The organism is Bacillus testis (assembly GCF_001243895.1).
In the GTDB taxonomy this organism is placed as follows: domain Bacteria; phylum Bacillota; class Bacilli; order Bacillales; family DSM-1321; genus Bacillus_AD; species Bacillus_AD testis.
The window spans coordinates 114,953-136,578 of record NZ_LN851186.1 but is presented as its reverse complement, the minus strand read 5'-3'; the positions used below and the strand labels follow the sequence as shown (position 1 = coordinate 136,578).

The window sequence follows — 21,626 nt, the reverse complement described above, 5'->3', positions numbered from 1 at the left end:
GTAATGAGTACAGCTTTTAAAATAGAAGAATTAACGTCTGGCTATGAAAATGCCATTATTTTAAATGAAGTAAATGTATCGATTGAAGCCGGGAAAATAACGACCATTATCGGCCCGAATGGCTGCGGGAAATCGACGTTGTTAAAAACGATTGGCCGTATTTTGAAAAAGCAAGGCGGACAAATTTATATCCAGGATCAAAATATAGATCAAATACCGACAAAGGAAATTGCCAAAAAGCTTGCAGTGTTAGCGCAATCTCCATCGGCACCTGGAGAGTTGAAAGTGGAAGAGCTCATTTCGTACGGGCGTTATCCGCATCGCAAAAATGTAAACCGCTTAACTGCACGCGATAAGGAAATGATCGAATGGGCCATGACGGTGACCAATACGATCGAATTTCGAAGCCGGAATCTATCACAATTATCAGGAGGACAACGCCAACGTGTTTGGCTGGCGATGGCCCTTGCTCAAGAAACGGACATTTTACTGCTTGATGAACCGACCACTTATTTAGATATGGCCCATCAGTTAGAAGTTTTAAATATAGTAAAGACATTAAATGAAGAACATGGTTGTACGATTGTCATGGTCCTGCACGACATTAATCATGCTGCCCGCTTTTCTCAGCATTTAATTGCGATGAAGCAAGGGAAGGTTCAGAAATGTGGTTCACCGTCTGAAGTTATTTCGAATGACGTAATGAGAGAAGTCTTTCAAATCGCCGCCCGTATTGTCCATGACCCTGAATTGGAGGTCCCTATTTGTTATTCGTATGATGTTTTATAAGATGTAGAGAGCGTAGTAAAAATGAACGCAGAAAAGGGTGTTCAGTACTCTTTTCTGCGTGGGATATGCCTGCTTATTTAAGTAGTAGGTTTTTTATCAAAGAAATAAATTTAAATCCGTTTTATCTGTGTTCGCTGCCAATGCTCCATGGATATGATCTTGTATCATATGCAATTTTTTCTTTTCGAAGAACGGGACACTAATTAAATAAGGGGTGCCAGATTTTTCGATATTCAATATTGTCTGGATTCCACTTGCTGCAATTCCAACTCCAAGAATGAAAAGAATTAAGCCAAGGATAAAGTGATCGCTGATATTCCCAAAACCGATAAATAACACGATCAGTCCAAGAATAATCGGTTTAAGATTGTATTTGGTCGTTAAAGTAGTCCCTGAAATATTTTTGAGTGGAATACTTTGTTGATCTTTACCTGCAGGGATGAATCCTAAAATGGTGTTCGCTAGATCCGTTTTAATAAATCGACTATCAACCTCTATTTTTCCTTTAATCCAGAAGAAGAATAAGCTAATTGAAAATGTAACCTTTTTCATTTTTCTCATCTCTCTGAAAGTTTAATAGTTATTTCTATATAATATTTATACCCCCGAGAAAAAAAGTTTAAATGTTTATATTTACATTTTGATTGTATTTTTTAATAAATTGGCTTCTGGAGAAACATAATAATAGATATTTAGAGAAGCCGCCCGCACAAAAAATGATAAAGCCTTATACTCGGCCAAAAGAGAAGGGCGTAATCAAGTCCACATCGATTCCGCTGATAGGAAAACAGGCGATTGACGAAATAAAAACACATCCAACTTAAAAAGCCTGGATGTGTTTTTTATTTAAATGCTATTCGTTATTTCCACATTTTCTCGATGAATTCATCTCGTCCGCTTTGTTGACGGTCTTCTTTATAATGTGCTGGATTCTTTTTATAGTAATCTTGGTGGTAGTCTTCTGCGGGATAAAAAGTCGCGGCTTCCCGTATTTCGGTGACAATCGGCTTGGCGAATCTTCCGGAATCGGCAATTTGCTTTTTCGATTGCTCTGCAAGGATGCGCTGATATTCATTCGTTACAAAAATCGCCGTTCTATACTGCGAACCTCTATCTTGGAACTGGCCATCCGGATCGGTTGGATCGATTTGCGGCCAATAGATATCTAATATATTCTTTAACGGGAAAGCTTTTTCGTCATAAACAATTTCCACTACTTCATAATGCCCGGTTGTGCCGGTTTTGACCTGTTTATATGTAGGATTTTCAACAGTGCCGCCCATATAGCCGGACGTGACCGATTCAATGCCATCGTAGGAATCAAAAGGCTTGACCATGCACCAAAAGCACCCGCCGGCAAAATAGATTTTCTCCATGTTTTCATCCTCCCGCTTCTTTTTCTCTATTATATACTGCCGGTCAACGATCTCCCCCAAGGATTGCCTGCTATTAGTTGTAAACCCGTCCTATATTCATTAGAAATAACAGCTATTAGGATCATAATGGCGGTCCTTACTAATCGGTAGAGAAGAGTGACAATCCCCCTCCTATTTCCCTCCCTTTACGAAACATTCTTTTTTGGCGTATGATTATATTATCGGGGAATAACAATAGAGTGTATTTTAATAACTAATTAAAATGAATAGTGCTGTTTTTATCAGCATGTTTACATAAAGAATTTCAGGAAGAAATAGCGAAAGACAAATGATGAGGATCGCAGGTTCTCATCATTTATTTTCCCCAAATTGAAAGGAAGATACGATATGGGCGAATCACAAGATAAATTGGAAGAGATATGCCTTGATGGGCAAAAATGCGTGGAAGAATGGGTAGAACAGCATAAATCCTATACAACTCAAGGAGAATGCGCTGCCTATATTCCGGCGCTTAAGCGGGAAGACCCCGGACAATTGGGCATCTGCATGATTGGCGCTGATGGCACGGTCATCAAGGCGGGCGATTGGGAAGCAACGTATACACTGCAAAGTATTTCCAAGGTAATCAGTTTTATAGTGGCTTGTATGGAACATGGTGTTCCGTATGTGATGGAAAAGGTGGATGTGGAGCCGACAGGGGATGCCTTCAACTCGATTGTACGGCTTGAGTTGCACAAGCCGGGAAGACCGTTCAATCCGATGATCAACGCTGGGGCTATTACGGTTTCTTCGATTTTGGTCGGGGATACGCCGACCGAGAAAGTGGAATCGGTCTGTACATTTATCGAGAAAATTGTAGGGAAACGTCCCTCCGTCAATGAAGAGGTCTTTCAATCTGAATGGCATACGGCCCACCGGAACCGGGCATTAGCACATTACCTGAAGGAGACAGGATTCCTGGAAGGTTCGGTCGAAGAAGCATTGGAGGTTTATTTGAAGCATTGCTCCATCGAAGTCAATTCGGAGGATATCGCCATGATCGGACTGGTTCTTGCGCTTGATGGGTATCACCCAATTCGGAAGGAAGTTATCTTTTCGAAGGAAGTGGCCCGGTTGACAAAGGCATTGATGGTCACTTGCGGCATGTATAACGCTTCTGGGAAATTCGCTGCATTTGTCGGTGTTCCGGCGAAAAGTGGTGTGTCCGGGGGCATTATGTCAGCCATTCCGCCTAGTGTTAAATCACAAGGCACGCCATTTCCGGCAGGCTGCGGCATAGGGATTTATGGCCCGGCTATAGATGAGATTGGCAATAGTGTTGCTGGGGTCCAGCTATTGCGGCATATTGCGAAAAAATGGGACCTTACGATTTTTTAAAATTGATTCAGAAAAAGGATTGCATTCTATAACAGAACGCAATCCTTTTTCTATGGCTATTTTAGCTGTCCGATTCTATGGCTTTAACGATTCTTTCACAGATGGCATGGGTAATCAAAGAGTCCTCAATGGATGGATTCGGCGTTGCATTTTTCTCTGCACATTCGATGAAATGGTCCATCATTTGGTGAAAGCCGCGCTTGTACAGTGTCGGTTCCCAGTCGCCAAAACCAGAAAAGGATACCTCTTTATGATGGTAATGGGTTGTTTCAACTAGGCTATTGACGACGTATTTATCATGGCCGGTTGAATATTCAATGATTTCCTCGGTCACGCCGCCGTTTCTGTTCATGATCCCCATAGCAGTGCAGCCTTCGCCGATCAACTGCAGAATCAAATGGTCCAGTTGGCCCTCTTTTTTTAGGTATTGGACTTTTATATCCTTGACCTCTGTATCCATCAAGAATCTTAATGTATCGACCACATGTACAAAATCTTCGACAACGAATCTTCTTACATAGTCAGGAGAAGCGTATCTATTCTTTTGTATGAGAATCAAGCTAGGTTTGCCTTTCTCCTTCAGTTCCTTTACTTTGGGGATGAATCTCCTGTTAAAACCCACCATAGCCATTTTTCCTGCTTGTTTCGCTAAGCTGGCAATCTCCTCGGTTTCCTCAAGATGCATGGAAACAGGCTTATCTATATACGTATGGATTCCATGTTCCAACAGTTTTTTGGCCACTTCATAATGCGCTTCGGTTGCTGTAGAGACGATTGCCGCTGTGATTCCTTTGGCAATCAATTCTTCTACGGTCTGGACATATTCATCGATGCGGTATTTTTTTGCGAGAGCATGTAATGTATCGGCATTTCGTGTACACAGCACCAGTTCAATGCCTTCTTTTTGAGAAAGGACAGGCAGGTACGCTTTTTTTGCTATATCGCCTAATCCAATAATGCCTAATTTCATCGTAAAACACCTCATTTTAATCGGATTTGGTTTACAGCAGGTCCTTTCATCTAGCATAACACTGGGAAGGCCTTAAATCTCTTTTGCAGTGATGATTCCCTCAAATGTTTTTTTCCTGAAGTCTCTTCGGCCTGCAAACCAGGAGTCAATCTTATACAGAAATCACACAGCTGCTAGACAGAAACCGAAGCAATTTCTGCGGTGAATGGCTCTTTGATCTGGGTTTGCATATGATCTTTCAGGCTGTATACAGGTTGTCGGGAATGGCCTTGGAATAAATAAGTAACTGTGCTTTCTGAATGCAAATCTATGGGTTGGCCATAGATGGTCATGGATAAAGCATCCCCTTCCAGCAATTTCACAGTTAATGATTCTCTATGGACAGTAATGCTAAGCTTCCGACCCTGATACGTAATGGTGAATTGGTAGCTTTCCCATTGTTTCGGAAGAGAAGGGGAAAGTTCCAATCCAGATTCTTTTATGCGCAAACCGGCAAATCCGTAAACGATGGCCATCCATGTGCCGCCCATATTGGCCATATGAAGTCCGTCTCTCGTGTTTCCGTGGATATTGTCCAAATCCAGCCGCGCTGTTTCAATAAAGTAATCGTATGCTTTTTCATGATAGCCCACTTTAGAGGCCATAATGCTGAAAATACAATGGGAAAGCGATGAATCATGTGTTGTGATTTTCTCGTAATAATCATATGAATGTTTAATTGTACTGAAATCATGCTCGTCTTCCAAAAGGAAATGGCTAAGGACTGTATCGGCTTGTTTGCATACCTGGCGGCGGTACAGTGCTAACGGATGGTAATGCAACAATAATGGATAGTTCTCCTTTGGCGTATGTTCAAAATTCCAAACCGTTTTCTCCAAGAAGCTGTCGTCTTGCGGATTGATGTCTTTGTCAGCATCATAAGGCAGATACATCAAATCGGCCGCTCTTTGCCATTCTGCTGCTTCCTCAGGCAGCAGTTCTATTTTTTCTGCAATGGCCTGTAGGGCTTCCGCATGATCTTCAGCCAGCAAGCGATAAATCGATGCTGCCCATTTCAAATTATATTTAGCCATTATATTTGTATAGTAATTATTGTTGACGAGGCATGTGTATTCATCAGGGCCGGTGACATTGTTTATAACGAATCGATTCCCGAGGAAATGACCGGCATCTACCCAAAGCCGCGCTGTTTCAAACAGGACTTCTGCGCCATATTGCTCCATGAATTCGATATCGTTTGTCACCAGGAAATATTGGATATAGCTGTAGGCAACATCAGCGCTGATATGGTATTGTGCCGATCCGGAAGGGAAATAAGCCGAACTTTCTGTTCCGGAAATGGTGCGCCAAGGGAATAATGCCCCTTTGGAATGGCCCATAATGTTGGCATGTGCACGGGCCCCGTCTAAAATATGGTGCCGGTAAAGCAATAAATGCTTGGCCAGCTCCGGCTTGGTCAGAAGAAATACCGGGAGCATATAAATTTCGGTGTCCCAGAAATAATGCCCTTCGTAGCCTTCCCCTGATAATCCTTTGGCGGCTATATTCGAATAGAAATCGCGGCCGGTGGATTGCAGCAAGTGGTAGAGGTTGAAGCGTATTCCTTCCTGAAGGGCGGGATCGCCTCCAATCTTTACATCGGCATCTTTCCAGAAATCCGCCAAGTATGCTTCCTGTGCAGCCAGCAGGCTTTCAAAATCCGTAAAGGCCTGCAGGGCTTTTGTTGCTTCTTCTATCAGAAGGCTGCCATGGCGCAGAGTATCCGTATATGCATTCCATTTTGTGAATACTACTGGTTTTGTTAGCTCGAAAGAACATTGGGTGATCACCCGGTGCTCTTGTACGGTATGCTCCATCTGATGTTCTATATCGACTGTATAGGTTGTAGCGCATGCAGTCCGCAGTTTGGTTGCATTTGTTTCAGTGATGATCGAAACAATTCCGTTTTTTTCTAATGACTTAATGACATGCAGATGTTTCGCGTGGTCTGATGCCAATCGGGGGTCATTGGGATCGGTGAAGTTTTCAACATTTCCATTTATAGTGGAAGTGATGGTAACCAACCCGTGATAGTTGATTGGTTCGATTGTTAGCTGTATAGCGAATAATTCCTTCACATCGAAAGAGACAGCCCGTCGAAATGTAAACTTGAATTCATGGCCCTTGGGTGACCGCCAATGAATTAGGCGTTCTGCATAGCCTTTATCCATATGCAATTTCCGTTCATAAGAGAGAACATCTCCGCTGAATAATGAAAAGTGCTCCTCTCCAATCGCGATTCGTATTCCTTGAGCATCTGTCATATTGACCATCGTTTGTTGTACGTCGGGAAAGCCATATAGTTTTTCGCCGTACGTTATTTTAGTTGTATCATGGAATGCGTTCATATAGGTTCCTCTGATACTTGTAAATCCAACTTGATAGCCCTCTTCAAAATTGCCGCGGACGCCTAAATATCCATTGCCTAGAAAAAATAAGCTTTCTTCCTGCAATAATTCGTTTTGGGACAGTTTCGCAGATGTCAGTGTCCAAGTCATAGCAAAAGCCTCCTCATCAGGTGATGATATAAAAAAAGGCTTAGCAAAATAATCGCAAGCGAACGTGAAACACATTATTTTGCCGAGCCTGTTTCATAGATTTGTTTTTACCTATTTTCAATCTGCGCTAAGGCACCCATTTTCACGCTAGGGTGAAGTGGGTGGCAAAGCGAAGAATGACCAGCGGGGAACGAATGAAAATTGTAACCAATCAAAGTTTCACTTTTTGCTTATCGAAAATGGTTTTAACCAAATCAAGATTCAATTGTTCAGTCGATGATACGACATACGCAGCGTTGCGCAGGACATCTTGGTCGCCCACGCCGATGGCCACCATATGGGCGGAATTGATCGCTTCGATACCTGCCTGTGCGTCTTCCACGCCGATACAATTTTCCGGCGGAACGCCAAGCGCCTTGGCTGCTTTCAGGAAAACTTCTGGATCGGGCTTGGAATGGGCAACGGTTGCTGCATCGACTATATGGTCGAATAAGGGCTGAACGCCAAGCCTGTCTGTCACTTGAAAGGCATTTTTCGAAGCGGATGCCAGCCCAATTTTCAATCCGGCCCCTTTCAGTTCCGTTAGAAACCTTTTAATGCCTGGAAGCAGATCCTCATTTGTGATGTGGGCGATCAATTCTACATAATGATCATTCTTCTTTTTTGCGAGCTCTTCTTTTTCATCTTTGGTAAAATCGTTTTGCCTGTTGCCAAGTGCCAGGATGCGTTCCAATGATTCAGTTCGGCTGACACCCTTTAATGTTTCGTTGAATTCACGGTCGAACGGGATATGTAAGTCTTTCCCAAGCATTTGCCAAGCAAGGAAATGGTATTCTGCCGTATCCGTGATGACACCGTCAAGATCAAAAATAACCGCTTCTAAAGTTTTCAATGGGCTCCCCACTTTCTAAATAGAATGAAAGGTTAACTGATTGATTGCTGTTAGGACGGTTGATTAACCCTTTGCCAGAGACTGTCTTAAGCTTGTCGGGGTTAAGCAGGCGTTCTCCGCTTTTCTATTTCTCCCCGCCGATTCTTAGGCCTTGCATGAAGTATTTATTCAACAGGATATACAGGATTATGATTGGGACGATGGATACGACGGAAGCTGCCATAATGTAATTCCATTGTGTCAGGTTTTGGCTTTGGAATGTTTGCAGACCGAGCGTCAATGTATATTTCTCCGGAGAGGAAATGTACAGTAGCGGCTTTAAGAACTCATTCCAGAAACCAAGGAATACGAACACTCCCTGTGTTGCGATTGACGGCCGCGCCATTGGAAAAACAATTTTGCGGAAGGTCTGGAAACGATTCAAACCATCGACTTGAGCGGCTTCTTCTACTTCTTTCGGGAAGTTGATGAAGAATTGGCGCATCATAAAGATATAAGCAAAGTTAATGGCACCCGGCAGGATTAGGGCACTGTAAGAATCCAGCAAACCAAGCGATTTCATAATCAAATAGTTTGGTATTAATAGAATTTGTGCCGGCACCATCATAACCGCCAGGATTAGAAGAAAAATATAGTTTCGTCCCGGAAAGCGCAGGCGTGCCAGCGCATATCCTGACATGGTATTGATGATAATGTTGACGATTGTGCCTAGACCCGCAATGATGAATGAATTGAAGATCCATTTCACGAACATTGGATCTTTCGTAAAGATATATTTGAAATTATCTAATGTCCCTTCCTGAGGCAGGATATTTAAACCGCCAGCCACAATCTCTTTATACGGTTTGAAGGCGGCCAGTACTGCCCATAGAAACGGGTAGAGTGTTACAAGAGCGTATATGACAAGAATGGTATACAGGATTGCCCTCGACCATTTAAACTTTTTCATAATTGTTCACTCCTTAATAATGCGACTCTTCACGGTTTACTCTGCGTGCAATCATGGAAACCACAAATATAATGATGGTTAGGATGATAGCGAGCGCTGCAGAATAACCCATTGTGCCCATTGTCTTAAAGGCGTATTGATAAACGATCAATGAGAAGGTCAATGTTGCGTTATTCGGCCCTCCACTGCCTCCTGAAATAATATAGGCTTGGTCGAACAATTGGAAACAACCGATAATGCCCATCAGTAGGACGTAGTTTGTTACAGGTGTTAGATTTGGAACCGTAATCTTTATTAGTTTTTGCCATGCGTTTGCGCCATCAATATCGGCGGCTTCATACAGGGAATGCGGAATATCCTGTAAACCAGCCAAATAGATTGTCATAAAAAATGGGACAGTTGACCAGATATTCATAACCATGATGGTATTTAAAGCAAACTCTGTCTCGTTGATAAAATTAATTGGCGCGTCAATGATTCCCATGCTTGTAAGGATATTATTGAAAGGCCCGTTTAGGCTAAACAGGAACATGAAAATCATTGTGAGAGCCGAACTCGAAGTCAGCGTCGGCAAAAAGAAAATGGTACGGAATGTGTTCTGGAACTTAACGCCTGAATTCAGGACGGCTGCAATTAGCAATGCAATGATCGTTTGGCAAGGAACGACAATGGCGACATAGCGGAGAGTGTTCTTAAGGGCAATCCACACGCGTTCATCGTTCAATGCATTACTGTAGTTTTTTAAGCCTACCCAGTCAAAAGCAATGCCGCTGATTAAATTTACTTTTGTAAAAGATAGGAAAAGCGAGTAAAAGATCGGAATAAGCGTGAATACAAGCATAATAATGATTGCAGGCAGCATGAAACCGTAACCTGCCAAGGCTTCACGGTATTTTTTTTTAGACTTGTTTTTTTGCAAGGAATCAACCGAAGTCTGGTTCGTTAATTGTATTTCTGTTTCCATTCTTCATGCTCCTTTCCCATTGATCGTATTCAAACCGGCGCTATGTCGGCCGCTTCTACATAAGAGAGAACGAAGAAGCAAAAGCGGAATACCAAGCGCTGGCAAGAATCCGATTGGTTTGACTCATGACCGGAGGGGTAGAACTGCCCACCGATTAAAGTTCACTTTATAAAAGGCGCCTTCCGAACATTCTGATGTGTGAGAAGGCGCCTTTTATTTTTTGCTTTTTCTAAGGCGCTTTAAGCGCACCTGTTGTTAGTTTTTGAGTTGCGTTTTAATATCCTTGTTGGCAGACGCTTCTGCTTTTTTCATGGCGGCTTTTAAGGACATTTCACCTTTAATGGCTGCCGGAAGCATATTGTTGTACTCACGCATGATGATTGGCAGCGTAGTGCCGTTTTGCCATGTAGTTGCATAGTCGGCTGCAGCAATGAATGGAGCCATTAGTTTATTGTCTTTCAGATTCATAGCTGCTGTTACTGATTCACGGCTAGGAATTACGCCGGCGCCTTCCGCCCATAATTTCATCCCTTCCGTGCCTGTTACGTAGTTGATGAATTCCCATGCGGCCTCTTTTTTCTCAGATTGTGCATTCATTGAATAAGAGACTGTGTACATCATTGATGCATGTTTGCCGCCGATTGTAGGATGTTCAATCGTTCCGAATTTAACATTAGGGAAGTTTTGCTGCAGGTTAGCTACACCCCAGTTTCCTTCGAGCATGATGGCTGCTGCTTCAACACCGAAAGAATCGCCGGAGTTCCCTTGCCCTAAATCCTTGGCGCTGTTGATTAGTTTGCTCTTATATGCATCTACATACATTTGCATATATTGTAATTGATCGTTCTTTGATAGGACTGCATAGCCGTCTTTGTCAACAATGCTTGTTCCGTTTGCCTGCATAACATGCATATGGCGAGCCAATTCAGGAGTAGAAACAAAAGCTTGTTTTCCCTTTGGAAGCTTTGATTGCAGATCTTTTAAGAAAGCAGGCCATTCTGTTATTTCGGTAGGGATTGTTGCCGGATCAACACCAGCTTGGTTCAATAGGGTTTCATTGTAGAATAATCCAAGAGTGGAGTTATCCTTAGGAATTCCATATTGTTTTTTATCGGGACCGGTAAACCCTTTGTAGGCCGGTTTATAGAAATCGTCTTTGTTAAAATCTTTTGTTTGATCGATATAAGAATCAAGCGGTTCAAGTACTCCTTGTTCAATCAGTGCAGGCGCCTCCGATACGTCCACGTAGAATACATCCGGAGCTGTTCCACCGATTAAATCTGTTTGGAGCTGAGTTGCATAATCGTTATAAATACGTTTTTTTACTTTGATTCCGGTTTTTTCAGTGAATGCTTCCAGCAACTTATCATAAGTCGCAGCTTCTGCTTCGGAACCTTTCCATGAGCCAACCGTAATGGTTTGTCCCTTGCTTTTGTCACTGCTGGATGCCTCACTTGTACTTTCGTCTGAGCTACAGGCAGCGGTAGCAAGTAACATGGCAGAAGCCAGGACTGCAACCGCAGGTTTGATAAACTTTTTCATGTTTAATTAGCCTCCTCCTGATGATAAAACCAGCATTTAACGAAAACGTTTTGAAATAGTTGTCTTTTTTAGTTCAGAACAATTAAACTTATTTTATAAGGATTAATATTCTGTCAGTAAACGCTTTCGTTTGGTATACACTTATTATATCCAAAACGTTTTGGATTTACAAAGTTTTTTTGAAAAAGTATAAACAAACGAAATAATTCAAAAATGGGGTGATATGGGAAGTTCGAAGGCTGATTACATAAAATGGTACAATGAAATGAATGTACTATTCGCGGGGGGAGAAATTTGTTGGTAACTATAAAAGATATTGCAAAAGCAACGGGTTTTTCTATAACAACGGTATCCAGAGCGTTGAATGGCTATTTGGATGTCAATGAAAATACAAGGAAGAAAATTCAGGAGGTTGCTGACAGATTAGGGTATTCACCCAACATGCTGGCAAGGGGCCTGGTTATGAAAAATAGCCATACAGTCGGATTCTTGATTACAGATTTGAAGAGGTCCAGTGTGAAGGATAATTTTCTGTTCCAGACCTTATGCGGGGCTATGGATTACTTGCAGCATCTTGAATACGAATTGGTCATGTTGACCACAACCACTTCCAAGCAAAGGAACAAAACATATCAACAATTATGCAATGAGCGAAATTTGGACGGAGTTATTATCCAGGGATTGAAAACGGATGATCCTTATTTGCAGGAAGCGAAGGAAAGCGGTAAACCGTGTGTATTAATTGATATTCCCGCCCATTCATCCAAAACAGGCTATGTAACAACCAATCAATTGGAAAGTGCCAAGCAAGCAACGAAATATTTGTACCGGATGGGTCATCGTAACATCGCATTTATTAATGGGCATGATTCGGCTTATGTCAGTAAGGAGCGGCTTAAAGGTTACAAGCAGGCATTGGAAGAGTGTGGCATCGATGATCGTCCGGAGTTTGTTTGTAACGGTGGTTTTGACGAAGATCAAGCGAAGCAATGCGCCATTTCTTTGGTGCTTGCCTATCCGGAGATCACAGCCATTTTTTGTGCAAGTGATGTGATGGCGCTAGGTGTGATTAAGGCAGCGAGAGAAATGAGCATTGCTGTTCCCGAGGAGTTATCCATCATTGGTTTTGATAATATTTTGCTGTCGGAATATGTGACTCCTAGCTTGACGACAATCGCTCAGGACCCCTATGAGATTGGAAGAATGGCAGCGGAAATGATGGTGTCGTTTATAGAAGGAAAAGAGACCGAACCGATTGTGACCTTGAATAACCAATTGATTGTCAGAGATTCGACGGCTCCGCCGCCGATTATTCGGTAAACCAGTTACGGTCACTTGATTGTGGGAAACTTAGTGCTGGATAGAACGGGATAAATAAGCAGGCCTGCATGGCGGTTATAACCATGCAGGCCTGTTTATTATGCTGCTTCTGCGCCAATCGAACGAATTGTACGGAAAGCAAAAAAGCCCGCCACACACCAATAAAGCAAGAAGAAGTAGCTGCTTTCAAAGCCTAACAATTCAAAAATGGTTTTCACAAAAATAGGTGCACTGATGCCGTATGCAGTAATTGTCCATGCTTCTCTATAGGAAATTTTCACAAACTTTTTGAATCCAAACCCTGCCAAAGCGAGCAAGCTGATGATGGCTAGGTGGGTAACAAGATCGATGGCTGTATTCGTGTATTGATATAACGGTGCAAAATAGCTAATTTTTTGGGATGCTTCCTTGGCCCATGAGACTACTTCTTTATTCGACAGTTTTCCTTCATTTTCATCGTTCAGCAATGGGAAGGCAGCGTATGAGAAGCTTGTTCCTGGGAAACCAACCCTTCCGTAACTCCATTGTTTTTCTCCTAATGAAAGAATATTTTTGAAGCCGTTTGTACGGAATGAGGAAGTTGTGTCGCTTCCAACCACAATCATCGTTTCTATTTGGGGCAAGGCAATTACTTGGGGCGGCCCTTCTTTATGCAATCCTTCTTTTGTGAGGGTAAATGGGTCAAGCATCTTTGTTTGATCGTATAGATTTTGCTGAGATCCTTTGTACAAGGCAAAGCCGGATAGGCATATATTGGACAGCAAAATGAGAAGCAATACATAGAAAAAAGATTTCCATAGACTTTGTTTTTTCCAAGAAGCCACTTTTTTAGAGGAAAATCCAATACTGGCTACAAATTGATCGACGATATTCATTTCATCACCATACTTCCAAAAAGATTCTAGTTGCATGAGCGTTAATTGACTAGTATAAAAATTATCATAACAAAAAATTTTTCTAAAATAACTTCTTGTTTATCCGAAACGTTTCGGATAGAATGGGAGTGAAAAATGGAAACGCTTTATATGCTGTTTGCTCGGTTTATGAGAGATTACAAAATTTCTTATTGAAAGGAAGTATGAGTATGTCGGCTTCTATTATGCAATATAATCGCGGAACTGAATCCTATGAGAATTGGGTTGTCACCGAATCCGCTTATCATCCGAAATTAGTGGGAAAAGCGGAAGCGATCTTTTGTTTGGGGAATGGTTATATGGGCCAACGCGCAGCTGCTGAAGAAAGAAACTTAGCTGAAACGCGCAATCTGTTTGTAGCCGGAACATTCAACAAATTTGCCGATAATGAAGTGACTGAGCTTCCGAATGCTGCGGATGTCCTGTGGATGGATATCGTGCTTGATGGCCAGGATTTTAATTTGGAACAAGGAACCATTGTTTCTTACGAGCGCTCACTTAACTTGAAGGAAGCCGAACTAACGCGTAAAGTTGTCTGGACATCCAATGAACAAAAGACATATCGCTTTACATTCCGCCGTTTTGTCTCGTTGGCGGATCGGCATTTGATCGCTCAAAGAGTGGAAATAACACCACTGGACCAGGAGGCAGAAATCAGCATTACTTCCGGGATAAATGCGCAAGTATCTAATAGCGGTGTCCAGCATTTCAAAGAAGGCGAAAAACGTCTTTACAATAAGAGAATCTTACAACTTACACAGACAACTACTGAAAGCAATATTGAGTTTATCCTTAATTCGACACATACATTTGAAATAGATAGCCGGCCGGTGGATCCGACAGGGTTGATTAAAATGAAACGCCGCAAGATTTATTACACGTACGAGCCTGTCTCGGTGGCGAAAGGCGAAACATTTGCCATCGAGAAGATATCGAATGTATTTACAAGCAGAGATATAGATATGGAAGATGTGAATAATAGGAAGGAGCATACAAGGAAGCATGCAGAAGCCGCCAGTGCCAAGGGGTATAAAGAGCTGTTTTCCCAGCATGCAAAGGTGTGGAAAGAACAAGTATGGGATGTATGCCCAATCACCATCGAAAGTACAAATAGTCTTGACCAGCTGGCGATCCGCTTTGCCCAATATCATATGACTGTTTTCACACCTTGGCACGACAATCGGATGAATGTTGGGGCGAAAGGATTATCAGGTGAAGGATATAAGGGCCACACCTTCTGGGATACGGAATTATTCGTGCTGCCTTACTTCATTTATAGCTATCCGAAAGTAGCGCGCAGTCTGTTGGAATACCGCTACTTGACGCTTCCTGGCGCCCATAAAAAAGCGAAAGAAAATGGATATGCAGGAGCCATGTTCCCGTGGGAATCTGCATGGATGGAAGATGGAGAGGTAACGCCGATATGGGGAGCTGCTGATATTATCACTGGTGAAGCGACAAAAATTTGGTCCGGTTTTCTGGAGCAGCATGTGACTTCCGATATTGCATTCGCGACATGGCAATATTATCAAGTCACTGGTGATGAAGATTTTATGGAGAAATATGGCTATGAAATCCTATTAGATACGGCGAAATTTTGGCAATCCAGGCTGGAATGGAACGAGGAAAAGCAAGAATATCATATTAATGATGTCATCGGTCCGGATGAATATAAGGAACACGTCAATAACAACGCGTTCACCAATTATATGGCCTATTGGAATATCCAAAAAGCGATGGAGTATTACCGCATACTGAAAGAGAAAAAGCCGGAAATCTTCAGCCGCCTGAATGAAAAGCTTGGTCTTGATGAAGTGTATCTCAAGTGGGAAAGCAAATTGGATCAAATCTATTTGCCGCAGCCGCGCGAAGAAGATCTCGTCATCGCTCAAGATGATACATATCTATCCAAACAAATCATTGATCTGACTAAGTACAAAAACCAGGTAAATATCGGATCGATATTCAAAGACTATAACTTAACACAGGTAAATAATATCCAAGTATCGAAGCAAGCGGATATCATGGTACTGTTTTATTTACTTGAAGGCTTGTTCAGCCGGGATGTAAAGAAGGCAAACTGGGAATATTATGAGCCGAAAACGCTGCATGATTCTTCACTGAGCTTGTCCACGCACAGTGTATTGGCGTCAGATATGGGAGATATGGATTTAGCGTATGAATTATTCCATAAAGCGTGTGCCATCGACTTAGGCCCGAATATGAAGACGAGCGACGAAGGCATTCATGCAGCTTCATTGGGCGGAATTTGGCAATGTGTTGTCAAGGGCTTCGGTGGCGTCCGCATGCTGAATGGCAAGCTTCGCATTGCCCCATCCCTTCCAAAAAACTGGACCAAACTGACCTTCCCGATCTTTTGGCATGGAGACCGTTTACAAGTAACGGTAACAAAAGATACTTTGAAGGTGGAAAAACAAACAAAGAGAAATAATACAGTCACTTTTAGTTATAAAGATAAAGAGTATACAGTTTCAGATACAGTTGAAGTGCCACTTTTAACTCCGACTCCAGTTGCTTAATGATAAAACGCCTCCCAAATGACATGGGAGGCGTTTTTCTATGGCCGGCCTTTTTTTGCGTAACCTATTATAAAGCGGGAACGTCTATGTGGTGAAAGGAGGGGGAATGGATGAAAGGAATACATCTGTTCGGTTTGATACTGGCCGTTATTTTTGCTGTTGGTTGTTCTAAAAACGAAGAAAATGCACTGCCCGGTGCAAAACCGCCGGATGTCCATATAACTGCAGGCACCGGTCAACTGAATTCAAAGCTAGGTTCCTATTGCTGGTCAAGTCCGGGGAAAGGGGTCTGTGTTGATACTGCAGGGCCCAAACAGCTACTAAGAGGTGAAAGGGCACTGGTCGTTAAACCAAATGAAACAATATCCATTTTGATGGATTATGAACCGAAGCCCAATGAAGTTTATTTAGCAGAAGTCATGGATGAAAGCAAAGAGACAGAAATAAAGATAGATAAAAACAATACCTTTCAAGCTCCAGGCCAAAAAGGAAGTTATGAATATGCGTACAGTGTTTGGTGGATGGATCAGAATCGTGAAAATACCTCTCTTGGCGATGCTTATTATGCATTTAAGCTGGAAGTGAAGTAACAGCTAGTCGCCTTGCAGGAAAACCCCCTCGGCAGGCTGTGCCAAGGGGGTGGGCGGACTTAACAGATGCGTACTTCTGTCTCTTGGTCAAAGAAGTGCGCTTTATTCATATCTAGAGCGATTTCAAGCACCTGTCCGGCTGTTACCGCTGTTTGTGCGTCAACGCGCGCCACAAAATTTTGGCCGTCAATTGAAGAATACAGCATAAATTCGGCGCCCATTAGTTCACATACATCGATATGCGCGGATATCGATGTGTCTTTGGAAGCTTGGATGAAATGCGGTTCATCATGGAAATCCTCCGGACGGATGCCGAGGATCAGCTGTTTGTTCAGATAGCCTTGATCGCGAAGTATCTCCATCTTTTCTTCAGGAATAGACAATTTTGTTGTATCTAATTGAAAATAACCATCCTTCAAAGTCCCGTTCAGGAAGTTCATGGAAGGCGAGCCGATGAAGCCGCCGACAAATACGTTTGCCGGGTTCTCATATACTTCTTTCGGTGATCCGATTTGCTGAATGACTCCATCCTTCATGACAACAAGGCGGGTTGCCATTGTCATGGCTTCTGTCTGGTCATGCGTTACATAAATCGTTGTCGTATTTAACCGTTTGTGCAGCTTGGCGATTTCTGAGCGCATGGTTACACGCAGTTTCGCATCCAAATTTGACAGCGGTTCGTCCATGAGGAATACTTTAGCGTCGCGGACGATGGCACGCCCCAATGCTACACGTTGACGCTGTCCGCCGGAAAGTGCCTTTGGCTTACGGTTCAGATACGTTTCCAGGCCAAGAATTCTGGCCGCTTCATTCACCCGGCGATCGATTTCATCTTTTGGCATTTTTCGGAGCTTCAATCCGAATGCCATATTATCATATACAGACATATGAGGGTATAACGCATAGTTCTGGAATACCATAGCGATATCCCGATCCTTCGGAGGGGTGTCATTTACCCGTTTTCCGTCTATGTAAAAATCGCCTTTTGAAATTTCTTCGAGTCCTGCAACCATCCGTAAAGTAGTGGATTTCCCGCATCCGGAAGGCCCGACGAATACAATGAATTCCTTATCTTTGATATGCAAGTTAAAATCTTTCACAGCGGTTACTTTGTTATCGTAGATTTTATAGACATGATTCAAACGCAATTCAGCCATGTTGCCATACCTCCAAGAATAAGAATCGATTGTTAAATTACTATATTTAAATAGTAATAGGTATTGGAAAATAGCAAAATATGCGATTTGCACAAAAATTTATTCTATTCTTTGTGAACTGTGCAATCTAGCCAAATAAGCTTCTATGTATTCGTATTAACATTATTATTAAATACTATTAATACGCAACCAAACCATTTAGGAGTTGCCCTTTACAGAAAAAAAGGCAAGCAAGAAGAATTCCTGCTCACCTTTCGAATGATGGATTAAAATACTTTATCTCCATTAAAAATGGAGTTCTTCACGACGACATAATCAACGGTACGGATTGCTTCTAGTTTGTTGCCTCCTGCATAGGAGATGGAAGATTGCAGATCCTGCTCCATTTCCCTCAATGTGTCTTCTAGAGGGCCTTTATGTTCGACGTACATTTTTTTTCCTTCTACGTTCTTCTTCTCGCCTTTTTGGAATTCGGATGCAGATCCAAAGTATTCCTTATACAGTTTGCCGTCTCTTTCGATGGTTTCTCCCGGAGATTCTTCATGGCCGGCAAATAAAGAGCCGATCATGACCATGGAAGCGCCAAAACGGACGGACTTGGCGATATCTCCATGGGTGCGAATGCCGCCATCAGCGATGATCGGTTTGCTTGCTGCCTTCGCGCATAGACGTAGTGCTGCCAATTGCCAGCCGCCTGTGCCGAAGCCCGTTTTAATCTTAGTGATGCACACTTTACCTGGCCCAATGCCTACTTTCGTGGCGTCAGCGCCGGCATTCTCCAATTCTCTCACTGCTTCTGGCGTTCCTACATTCCCTGCAATGACGAAGGTTTCCGGCAAGTAATGCTTGATATGCTGAATCATCTTGATCACAGCGTTTGAATGCCCGTGGGCAATATCGATTGTCATATATTCAGGCAACAAATTTTCAGCTGCCAATTGCTGTACAAAATCATATTCTTCTTCTTTGACTCCAACGCTAATGGAAGCAATCAATCCGCGTTCATGCATATTGCGGATAAAAGAGGCGCGTTTTTCCGGTTCGAAACGGTGCATGATATAGAAATAACCGTTTTCAGCTAAATAAATAGCAATCTGCTCATCTATAATGGTTTGCATATTGGCAGGGACAACGGGCAATCTAAATGTATGGTTCCCCAATGTAACGCTTGTATCACATTCAGAACGGCTATTCACAATACACTTAGCCGGAATTAATTGAATATCTTCGTAATCAAATACTTTTCTCATGAATATTCACCTCTAAATACGAACGTTTTTTATTTAAACTCTTAACATTGTTCGGTACATATGTAATTTACAACAATTTTCAGTAGAAGTCAAAGCTTTCTCGGTGCTAAAAATGCAATCCAAAAATCAAAATACCGCTTTTTATCCATGACAGATAGAAAAATGCCTTAAATTTTGCAACAAAAACAGTCCTGCTTAGCGTGTTTGTCAATCCCGTAAGACTGTGTTATCATACAAGCCTATAAGGGATACCTAAGGATATCTTTACTATTCATACGAAGCGATCAATTGGGATAAAACAATTATAAAAATGAACATTAATGAATAGAGGTATCGAACTATGTCAGCTTTGCCTAATTGCCCTAAATGTAATTCAGAATACACGTATGAAGATGGAGTGCTGCTTGTTTGCCCGGAATGTGCCCATGAATGGTCGCCTGAAGCGGAAAATGAGCAAAATGAAGAACAAAAAGTCGTGAAAGATGCGAATGGCAATATCCTGAACGATGGAGATGCTGTTACCGTCATTAAAGACCTTAAAGTAAAAGGAAGTTCTTCCGTCCTTAAACAAGGCACTAAAGTAAAAAGCATCCGCCTTGTTGATGGTGACCATGATATTGATTGTAAAATCGATGGTTTCGGCGCCATGAAATTAAAATCAGAATTCGTTAAGAAAATCTAATTGTAGATGATTGAATCAGCCAGGCCTTTGCCTGGCTTTTTTTGCATGCCTGCTTTTCTGCACTTAGGGCGGTCAGTGTCCTTTTAATACGAAAAAAATGTATCCCATGGAGATAAAAATGGTGCATCCCCCATGCCTAGCAGATTCACTATTTTTATTCCAACATCTTCCTTTTATGCATGTTATAATGAAAGGAAAAAGGGGGAATTTCGATGGAAAATAGGCTGGTGCATGCCATTCAGGATGAATATCCGGACGATTTTGCCTGGTGTTATGGATGCGGAAGATTGAATGAAGAGGGCCACCATTTCCGGACAGGTTGGAATGGAGAGAAAACAGAAACAATCTACGAACCGCTAGCTATACATAAGGCGCTTCCGGGCTTTGTCTATGGAGGCGTGATTGCCTCATTGATCGACTGCCATGGGACAGGTTCTGCCTCGCTTGCCCTTCACAGAAAAAATGGCCATGAGCCTGGGGAGGGGGCTGAACCGCCGCGGTTTGTAACCGGATCACTGCAGGTAAACTTCCTGAAGCCGACACCGCAAGGAATACCATTGCGGGCAGTCGGGACGGTCACTGAAATCCATCCTAAGAAGTGGAAAGTGGAAACAGAGGTTTATGCCGGCGATACACTGTGCGCAACAGGTGAAGTGATTGCTGTCATTATGCCGGCTACATTCCTGGCTCCAACTGAATAATGGCTGTCCATTCTGATCATAGGGCATGGTGGATGGCACAAGGAATAAGCAGACAACCGGGTTGTCTGCTTATTTTGTCTGCCTTAATCGGATAGAGATATGGAGGGGCGTGGGCTATCGTTTTTCACTTTTTTCAACTGGGCGACAATGATGATGGAGATGACGACGAGCAAGAACCAGGAACTGATTTTTCCGATATGGACGATGGTCCATGCTTTTTCCTGGTCAGGGTACTGCCATGCGCCGAGAAAGGTCGTAATGTTCTCGGCAATCCAGATGAAAAAGCCAATCAACAGGAATGAAAGGGTTAGAGGCATCTTATAGGTCTTATCATTGAGTTCGTAAAAGACTTTCGTCCGATAAAAAATAACGAACAACATAGCAGTCAGCAACCATCTGCCGTCGAATAAAAAGTGATGCACGAAGAAATTTGCATAAATAAGGACCGAGATGGATACAGCCCAAAAGGCTTTTGGCCAGCCTACTATTCGCAGGTGAAGCCGTCTCCAGGCTTGGCATATATAACTGGCAACTGAGGCATACATAAACCCGCTGTAAAGAGGAACACCGAAAAATTTACTGTAGCCTTCTTCTGGATAAGACCATGAACCCATATGGACTTTATATAATTCAAGCGCTAAACCAATGATATGGAACAGGCAAATAACCTTTAATTCATCGAATGTCTCAAGCTTCAGGATGAGCATCATTGCTTGGGCAATCAGACAAACGACCAAAATCAGGTCATAACGGTGGAGATAGGGAAGATGCACATATTTAGAAAGAGCAAGAGCAGCAAAAATAATGACAGGAAAAATACAGGACAGAGCCTGCGCATAAGTAAAACACCAGAATGATTTCACTAACCGTTCCGCCTTTTCTGTAAGATTCGATTCTCTTACCTGTAACTATATGGAATGGAAACTTCTATGTCCAGGGGAAGAGCCGATGCAGTTGCCCGCTATAATAGATATTTATCTGAATGGATATGATTCATAGGTTTAATGCAGGCAAGGATGTGGAATTTCATAATAGTGATGCTATATGCAGCGAAAAACGGATAGGTAGAGAATGGA

General features: G+C 42.5%; 19 protein-coding genes. 7 read left to right on the top strand and 12 right to left on the bottom strand.

Annotation, left to right across the window (positions count from 1 at the left end; translation table 11 throughout):
• Positions 1–3: 3 nt before the first annotated feature.
• A complete protein-coding gene (locus BN1765_RS01145) occupies positions 4–789 on the top strand; it encodes an ABC transporter ATP-binding protein (protein WP_050613490.1) in 786 nt (261 codons plus the stop codon).
• Between the two features lie 96 nt (positions 790–885).
• On the opposite strand, the gene BN1765_RS01140 is transcribed toward BN1765_RS01145, so the two are convergent.
• Together BN1765_RS01140 and msrA are read right to left on the bottom strand one after the other, a co-directional pair.
• Complete coding sequence (locus tag BN1765_RS01140) at positions 886–1,341, bottom strand: hypothetical protein (protein ID WP_050613489.1); 456 nt, start codon at positions 1,339–1,341, stop codon at positions 886–888.
• Positions 1,342–1,649: 308 nt separating this feature from the next.
• Entirely contained in the window at positions 1,650–2,165 is a 516-nt protein-coding gene (gene msrA, locus BN1765_RS01135) for a peptide-methionine (S)-S-oxide reductase MsrA (protein WP_050613488.1), read from the bottom strand.
• A 387-nt stretch (positions 2,166–2,552) separates the two neighbouring features.
• Between msrA and BN1765_RS01130 the strand changes: the two genes are divergently transcribed.
• A complete protein-coding gene (locus tag BN1765_RS01130; protein WP_050613487.1) occupies positions 2,553–3,542 on the top strand; it encodes a glutaminase in 990 nt (329 codons plus the stop codon).
• Between the two features lie 61 nt (positions 3,543–3,603).
• On the opposite strand, the gene BN1765_RS01125 is transcribed toward BN1765_RS01130, so the two are convergent.
• The 6 genes from BN1765_RS01125 to BN1765_RS01100 all read right to left on the bottom strand — a co-directional run bounded on the left by BN1765_RS01125 (position 3,604) and on the right by BN1765_RS01100 (position 11,396).
• Positions 3,604–4,512: a Gfo/Idh/MocA family protein gene (locus tag BN1765_RS01125; RefSeq protein WP_050613486.1), complete on the bottom strand. Its 909-nt coding sequence runs from the start codon at positions 4,510–4,512 to the stop codon at positions 3,604–3,606.
• 173 nt (positions 4,513–4,685) lie between these two features.
• The gene (locus BN1765_RS01120) at positions 4,686–7,049 is read right to left on the bottom strand and encodes a glycoside hydrolase family 65 protein (protein WP_075050771.1); all 2,364 of its coding nucleotides are present in this window, start codon (positions 7,047–7,049) and stop codon (positions 4,686–4,688) included.
• A 211-nt stretch (positions 7,050–7,260) separates the two neighbouring features.
• Positions 7,261–7,941 (bottom strand): beta-phosphoglucomutase, encoded by a 681-nt coding sequence (pgmB, locus tag BN1765_RS01115; protein ID WP_050613485.1) that lies wholly within the window; start codon positions 7,939–7,941, stop codon positions 7,261–7,263.
• A 124-nt stretch (positions 7,942–8,065) separates the two neighbouring features.
• Entirely contained in the window at positions 8,066–8,890 is an 825-nt protein-coding gene (locus BN1765_RS01110; RefSeq protein WP_050613484.1) for a carbohydrate ABC transporter permease, read from the bottom strand.
• A gap of 13 nt (positions 8,891–8,903) precedes the next feature.
• Positions 8,904–9,854, bottom strand: a complete 951-nt coding sequence (locus tag BN1765_RS01105; RefSeq protein WP_050613483.1) for a carbohydrate ABC transporter permease — start codon at positions 9,852–9,854, stop codon at positions 8,904–8,906.
• Between the two features lie 255 nt (positions 9,855–10,109).
• Positions 10,110–11,396 carry an ABC transporter substrate-binding protein gene (locus tag BN1765_RS01100; protein ID WP_050613482.1) on the bottom strand — a complete coding sequence of 429 codons (1,287 nt, stop codon included), beginning with the start codon at positions 11,394–11,396 and terminating at the stop codon, positions 10,110–10,112.
• Positions 11,397–11,693: 297 nt separating this feature from the next.
• On the opposite strand from BN1765_RS01100, the gene BN1765_RS01095 reads away from it, so the two are divergent.
• The gene (locus BN1765_RS01095; protein ID WP_050616645.1) at positions 11,694–12,716 is read left to right on the top strand and encodes a LacI family DNA-binding transcriptional regulator; all 1,023 of its coding nucleotides are present in this window, start codon (positions 11,694–11,696) and stop codon (positions 12,714–12,716) included.
• A 98-nt stretch (positions 12,717–12,814) separates the two neighbouring features.
• Here the strand turns inward: BN1765_RS01095 and BN1765_RS01090 are convergent, their stop codons facing one another.
• Positions 12,815–13,591 (bottom strand): DUF1189 family protein, encoded by a 777-nt coding sequence (locus BN1765_RS01090; RefSeq protein WP_050613481.1) that lies wholly within the window; start codon positions 13,589–13,591, stop codon positions 12,815–12,817.
• A gap of 209 nt (positions 13,592–13,800) precedes the next feature.
• Here BN1765_RS01090 and BN1765_RS01085 point away from each other — a divergent pair, with 209 nt between their 5' ends.
• Both BN1765_RS01085 and BN1765_RS01080 read left to right on the top strand, forming a co-directional pair.
• Entirely contained in the window at positions 13,801–16,170 is a 2,370-nt protein-coding gene (locus BN1765_RS01085) for a glycoside hydrolase family 65 protein (protein ID WP_187119416.1), read from the top strand.
• Positions 16,171–16,280: 110 nt separating this feature from the next.
• On the top strand, positions 16,281–16,760 hold the full coding sequence (locus BN1765_RS01080) for a hypothetical protein (RefSeq protein ID WP_050613480.1): 480 nt from the start codon (positions 16,281–16,283) through the stop codon (positions 16,758–16,760).
• 59 nt (positions 16,761–16,819) lie between these two features.
• Here BN1765_RS01080 and BN1765_RS01075 read toward each other — a convergent pair whose 3' ends face one another.
• Together BN1765_RS01075 and guaC are read right to left on the bottom strand one after the other, a co-directional pair.
• The gene (locus tag BN1765_RS01075) at positions 16,820–17,917 is read right to left on the bottom strand and encodes an ABC transporter ATP-binding protein (protein WP_050613479.1); all 1,098 of its coding nucleotides are present in this window, start codon (positions 17,915–17,917) and stop codon (positions 16,820–16,822) included.
• A gap of 266 nt (positions 17,918–18,183) precedes the next feature.
• The gene (gene guaC, locus BN1765_RS01070) at positions 18,184–19,167 is read right to left on the bottom strand and encodes a GMP reductase (RefSeq protein WP_050613478.1); all 984 of its coding nucleotides are present in this window, start codon (positions 19,165–19,167) and stop codon (positions 18,184–18,186) included.
• A gap of 340 nt (positions 19,168–19,507) precedes the next feature.
• Here guaC and BN1765_RS01065 point away from each other — a divergent pair, with 340 nt between their 5' ends.
• Both BN1765_RS01065 and BN1765_RS01060 read left to right on the top strand, forming a co-directional pair.
• On the top strand, positions 19,508–19,849 hold the full coding sequence (locus tag BN1765_RS01065) for a zinc ribbon domain-containing protein YjdM (protein ID WP_050613477.1): 342 nt from the start codon (positions 19,508–19,510) through the stop codon (positions 19,847–19,849).
• A 212-nt stretch (positions 19,850–20,061) separates the two neighbouring features.
• Positions 20,062–20,550 (top strand): PaaI family thioesterase, encoded by a 489-nt coding sequence (locus tag BN1765_RS01060; protein WP_050613476.1) that lies wholly within the window; start codon positions 20,062–20,064, stop codon positions 20,548–20,550.
• Positions 20,551–20,633: 83 nt separating this feature from the next.
• Here BN1765_RS01060 and BN1765_RS01055 read toward each other — a convergent pair whose 3' ends face one another.
• Positions 20,634–21,413 (bottom strand): DUF817 domain-containing protein, encoded by a 780-nt coding sequence (locus tag BN1765_RS01055; RefSeq protein WP_050613475.1) that lies wholly within the window; start codon positions 21,411–21,413, stop codon positions 20,634–20,636.
• Between the last annotated feature and the right edge of the window lie 213 nt (positions 21,414–21,626).

Excerpts from the sequence above, each read along its gene's own strand:
- BN1765_RS01085 (WP_187119416.1), top strand. The coding sequence starts at position 13,801 with ATGTCGGCTTCTATTATGCAATATAATCGCGGAACTGAATCCTATGAG.
- BN1765_RS01140 (WP_050613489.1), bottom strand. The coding sequence starts at position 1,341 with ATGAAAAAGGTTACATTTTCAATTAGCTTATTCTTCTTCTGGATTAAA.
- BN1765_RS01065 (WP_050613477.1), top strand. The coding sequence starts at position 19,508 with ATGTCAGCTTTGCCTAATTGCCCTAAATGTAATTCAGAATACACGTAT.
- msrA (WP_050613488.1), bottom strand. The coding sequence starts at position 2,165 with ATGGAGAAAATCTATTTTGCCGGCGGGTGCTTTTGGTGCATGGTCAAG.
- BN1765_RS01060 (WP_050613476.1), top strand. The coding sequence starts at position 20,062 with ATGGAAAATAGGCTGGTGCATGCCATTCAGGATGAATATCCGGACGAT.
- BN1765_RS01125 (WP_050613486.1), bottom strand. The coding sequence starts at position 4,512 with ATGAAATTAGGCATTATTGGATTAGGCGATATAGCAAAAAAAGCGTAC.
- BN1765_RS01080 (WP_050613480.1), top strand. The coding sequence starts at position 16,281 with ATGAAAGGAATACATCTGTTCGGTTTGATACTGGCCGTTATTTTTGCT.
- BN1765_RS01120 (WP_075050771.1), bottom strand. The coding sequence starts at position 7,049 with ATGACTTGGACACTGACATCTGCGAAACTGTCCCAAAACGAATTATTG.
- BN1765_RS01105 (WP_050613483.1), bottom strand. The coding sequence starts at position 9,854 with ATGGAAACAGAAATACAATTAACGAACCAGACTTCGGTTGATTCCTTG.
- guaC (WP_050613478.1), bottom strand. The coding sequence starts at position 19,167 with ATGAGAAAAGTATTTGATTACGAAGATATTCAATTAATTCCGGCTAAG.
- BN1765_RS01090 (WP_050613481.1), bottom strand. The coding sequence starts at position 13,591 with ATGAATATCGTCGATCAATTTGTAGCCAGTATTGGATTTTCCTCTAAA.
- BN1765_RS01110 (WP_050613484.1), bottom strand. The coding sequence starts at position 8,890 with ATGAAAAAGTTTAAATGGTCGAGGGCAATCCTGTATACCATTCTTGTC.
- BN1765_RS01100 (WP_050613482.1), bottom strand. The coding sequence starts at position 11,396 with ATGAAAAAGTTTATCAAACCTGCGGTTGCAGTCCTGGCTTCTGCCATG.
- BN1765_RS01130 (WP_050613487.1), top strand. The coding sequence starts at position 2,553 with ATGGGCGAATCACAAGATAAATTGGAAGAGATATGCCTTGATGGGCAA.
- BN1765_RS01145 (WP_050613490.1), top strand. The coding sequence starts at position 4 with ATGAGTACAGCTTTTAAAATAGAAGAATTAACGTCTGGCTATGAAAAT.
- BN1765_RS01075 (WP_050613479.1), bottom strand. The coding sequence starts at position 17,917 with ATGGCTGAATTGCGTTTGAATCATGTCTATAAAATCTACGATAACAAA.